Source organism: Acidiferrobacteraceae bacterium, from assembly GCA_037388825.1.
In the GTDB taxonomy this organism is placed as follows: Bacteria; Pseudomonadota; Gammaproteobacteria; order Acidiferrobacterales; family JAJDNE01; genus JARRJV01.
Map to the genome: position 1 here is coordinate 1 of JARRJV010000113.1, position 4,403 is coordinate 4,403.

The following is a 4,403-nucleotide window of genomic DNA, read 5'->3' on the forward strand; positions in this document are numbered from 1 at the left end:
TCGGCACCGCACCGGCGGGGGTGGTCTTCTCCGGTTTTGCCTCCGGCGCGCTGTGGCTGACCACGGCCGGCCTCATCATCGCCGAGCCGATGCGGACCACGGGCCTGAGCGAACGGCTGGCGCGCTCCATCGCCCTGCGCGTGAGCCACGGCTATCTTCCCCTGATCGCCGGAATGGTCACGGTCGGACTCGTGCTCGGCTTCCTGATGCCGTCGTCCATGGCGCGGGTCACGCTGTTGATTCCCATCGCCCTGGCGCTGGCGGAGCACTCCGGTTTCGGACCCGGATCCAATGGCCGCACGGGCGTGATCCTGGCCGCCGCCTTCGGCGCGTTTTTGCCGACCTTCTCCATCCTCACGGCCAATGTCCCCAACCTGGTGCTGCTCGGTGCCGCCGAGGCCCAGGCCGGCGTGGTTCCCCACTATGGCGAGTACCTGCTGTTGCACTTCCCGGTGCTCGGGCTGATCAAGGCGATCCTGATCGTGTTGCTGATCGTCTGGCGCTATCCCGACCGGCCGCGGCCGGTAGCGGCGGACGAGGTTACGCCCAAACCCATGTCGCGTTCGGAATGGAAGATGGCCGCAATCCTGTTCCTGGCGCTGGCGATGTGGATGAGCGACGCGTTGCATCACATCTCGCCGGTGTGGATCGGCCTCGCCGCCGCCATTGCGCTGGTACTGCCGGGAGTGGGCCTGCTCGGCGCGCGGGCGCTCGCGACCAAGGTAAACTACAATCCGGCCCTGTTCGTCGCCGGCATTCTCGGCCTCGGTGCGCTGCTGTCCCACTCGGGACTCGGCGCGCACCTGGCGGCGTACCTGACCGAGATACTGCCGCTCGCGCCCGGCCACAATCCACTCAATTTCGTGTCGCTGATCGTGACCGCCATGGTCACCGGCGTCATCGCCTCCCTGCCGGGCGTGCCGGCGGTGCTGACGCCGCTGGCGAAACAACTGGCCAGGTGATCGGGTTCTCCACGCCGCTATTTCTCTACCAGGCCGCGCCGCTGGTGGTGGCGATGCAGCTCGCCGGCGAAAAGACGCGCGCGGCAATCGTCCTGTGCCTGCAACTCGCCCTGGTGACAGTGCTGCTGTTGCTGCCGCTCGATTACCTGTGGTGGCGTTTGCTCGGCTGGTTGTAGCCGTCGGGGCGCAGGCCATCGCGGAGACTTCGCGCACCGGTGTCGGTCCTACCCCTTGTTCATTTGCCCGTAGAGCCGGGTCGCCATCCATACCAGCAAGGCGACACCGATGACGAGCACGCCCCACAGGATCCACCGCTTCCACGGCAGCTTCTTCTCCGGTACCAGTAGCGCGGTCCCGCCCAGGGCGTGGGGGCTGCCGGTGGTGGCGGGCTCAGGCTTCATGTCCTTGTCACCTTTGCCGCGGAGCTGCGCCAGCAGGCGGTCGACGCTGTACTGCGCGGGTTCGACGGTCGAGCTGCCATAGGCGAGTTCGAACGGTCCCTTTCCCTGGGCGACGAACACAAGGCGTTGCGGGATCCAGCCGACGGAGATATTCGGCAGGGCACGGCCGGCCACGGCGCCGCCGTCGGTGAGGATCACGCGCAGGTAGCGTTCGCTGTGAATCGCGCGCGGAAGCTCGAGCTCGGTCTGGACAACCTCTCCGCTCGCCGTCTGCAGACGATATACCAGGCCGCCGGTGCGCTTCACCCACGGGGCGTCCTTCGCGCCACGGCTGTAGATCTCGACGGAGACCACCACATTGGTTTCGGGCAACAGTACACGCACGCGGTCCACCGGCATGCGACCGCCAATGTCATAGTCGATGGCCTCCGGCTTTTTTGCATCGCGCACGCCGGTTACCGTCTTCCAGTCCCGCTCCGGCGGCGCGACTTCCGGCGCCAACTCCGCCTCGACTCCGTGGACGGCAAGGTCGACGCCGGCATCGGCCGGGCGTAGCAACAAATACTTCGCATGCGTCGCGGGTAGCGCGATGGTGCGTTGTTCCATGACGTAAGACCCCTGCCGCAGGCGCACCAGTGCGGCATCGGCGCCCGTGTCGCGCCAGTGCACCAGGTCGTCGCTGGCCTCGACCCTCACGTGCGTATTGAGGTCGTAGCTTGCGCCGGCGTCCCACGAAAGTGTCAGTTTGGCCAGCGGCCGCTGAACCTGGCTGGCGTCGAGCAGATAACCGGCGAGCGGTGCCTTCGTCGTCCCGCTCTTGGCCTCGCCGTGCATCTGCACGACCGTGCCCTGCCGGTCACGCCGGAAGTTGAGTGACACCACATCCCGCAACTGTTCGGCCTGGCCATACAGCGGATACCAGGGCAGTTCCGTGGTCGTCGTCGGCATGACGGTCTCGCGTGCCGCACGCACGGCATGGGGTACCGCCTCGCCTTTGGCGTTGAACACGCTCACGTCGCCGAGATCGTCGCGGGTCACGGCCTCGTACACCGCCTGCGGCAAGGTAAGTTCATACAGCGCCGCGGGCACGGGCGTCGAGATGGGTACGCCGAAGGCAAAATCCTTGGGCGCGGTTGGCGCATTTCCGGCCATGGCGAGCGGGGCCGCCAGCATGCCGAGTAGTACTATGGCGAATCGCTTCACGTCGTTTCTCCTGCCTGTTTTTCGTCCTCTTGGTCCCGTCCATGGCGCGGCGGCACCGGCGACAAGTAGCCCACCAACAGCAGCAGTGCGCCGACGCCGATGAACGTCACGATGCGCGCCACCGTCCCGGTGTTGGACAGGTCCACGACAAAGAGTTTCGCCACCACCACCCCGAGCAGCGTCGCGCCGGTGATCCACACCATGCGTTGGCCGTGACGGGTGGCGAACACCATCAACACCAGTCCGATCACGGTCCAGAACAGTGACACCGCCGCCTGTGCCAGTACCGAATCGTACATATCCTGGAAGCCATAGGGGATTCCGGCGTAGTGATGCAGGCTGCGGAACAACATGGCGTTCATCCACACGAACACGACGGCGGCAACGGTCCACCTCGCCGCGTCGCGTGACGCCAAGTACGCCGGTACCGCTTGCGCGCGCAGGGCCATCAGCCATGTCACCACGGCGAGCAGGGCGAGCGCCGTCGTCAGGTCCAGGGGATTGAGCACCGGCACATACGGCAAGGGCGCCGGCGCACCGGCCCGTTCCAGGCTGGCGGCGACGGTCCAGATCAGTACGGTCAGGGCGAACGGGATGGCGCCGGCGGTGAGATAGGCGGCTCGTTTGGCGCGCAGCGGCCACGCCAGGAAACGCGCGCCATGGGTGGCGAGCGCCAGAAACGCCGTTGGCACGAGCCCCCAGGCCACGATCTTCCAGTCGGCACCCCCCTGCACCCAGCGGCCCACGCCCCAGTTGATCTCCCACGTGGCGAGAATGCCGAGCAGCCACAGGGCCACGGCGTGCCAGTAGTTGGACGATGGTACGAGCTGTACGCGATCGCGCCGGTACAGCACGGCGTACCACGTTGCCAGGGCCAGCCCCCATGCAAGCCAGCCATTGTGCGCGAAGGCGTGGTTAGTGATCACTGCCTGAACAAGCAGGGAGAAGTACAGCAGCGGTAACAGGCCGAGGCAGAACGCACGCAACAGGGGCCAGGCGAGGCGCGATCCCACGGTCTCGAACAGCGCGGCGCTGAATGCGAGAAAGACAATGCCGGCGACAACGCGGTTGACGATCAAGTGTACATGCTGATGCAACTCCATGACGCCGCCGAACAGCCACCACCCCACGGCCCAGACGAGAAACACGACTCCCAGTTCCTGGACTTGTTCGCCGGCGGCATCGGGCCGGCGATGCATCTGGTAGGCGATAAAACCGGCGGCCGCCGCCAGTAGCAGGGTGCCGAAGTAGAAGCTGTTCAGCACCGGCCACCTGGCCTCGTAGTGCAGGAGATCCATCGCGAACAACCAGCCGGCGCCCAGCTGCAAGGCCATGCCGAACCAGGCCATCAGTCTGCGTTGCTGGCGGATGCCGATCCAGAACACGCCGGCGCCCTCGACCGCCCACACCGCCGCCGACCAGCGGCCGTCCAGGGCGAGCGGGATGGCCATGGTGGCGAAGATCATTCCCAGGGAGAGAAAGGCTTCCGATAGCATGCGCATGGTGGCGCGCGTGAGCCGTATCAATATGAACGTAACCAGCAAATAGAACGCACCCAGCCCGTAGGCCGAATACGCCAGCCCGTATTCGGTGTCGTGCACCAGTGCCGCCTGCAAGCCGAAGGCGATGATCGGCGTGCCGAATACCAGGGTACCGTCGACATAGTCGCGCAACTCGAGCGGCCGGCGCAGCGAGTAGAGTATGGCAATGGCAACGTAGAACAGCACGGACAGAATCAGGAACGGTTCGACCGTGGGAAAGAACTCCGGTTTGTAATAGCGCATGCCCCAGCTCGTGCCGATGACGAAGGTGAAGGCGAAGCCGACGAGATTGAGCG

Annotated in this window: 4 protein-coding genes; 2 read left to right on the top strand and 2 right to left on the bottom strand. The window is 65.9% G+C overall.

Annotated elements, in window-relative coordinates; translation table 11 throughout:
* Nucleotides 1–962: SLC13 family permease (locus P8X48_12950; protein MEJ2108213.1), on the top strand; the 962-nt coding region annotated here is incomplete at its 5' end.
* Entirely contained in the window at nt 959–1,138 is a 180-nt protein-coding gene (locus tag P8X48_12955; protein MEJ2108214.1) for a hypothetical protein, read from the top strand. The genes P8X48_12950 and P8X48_12955, both read left to right, overlap by 4 nt.
* A gap of 48 nt (nt 1,139–1,186) precedes the next feature.
* Here P8X48_12955 and P8X48_12960 read toward each other — a convergent pair whose 3' ends face one another.
* A complete protein-coding gene (locus P8X48_12960; protein MEJ2108215.1) occupies nt 1,187–2,566 on the bottom strand; it encodes a DUF3999 domain-containing protein in 1,380 nt (459 codons plus the stop codon).
* Nucleotides 2,563–4,403: DUF2339 domain-containing protein (locus P8X48_12965; protein MEJ2108216.1), on the bottom strand; the 1,841-nt coding region annotated here is incomplete at its 5' end. The genes P8X48_12960 and P8X48_12965, both read right to left, overlap by 4 nt.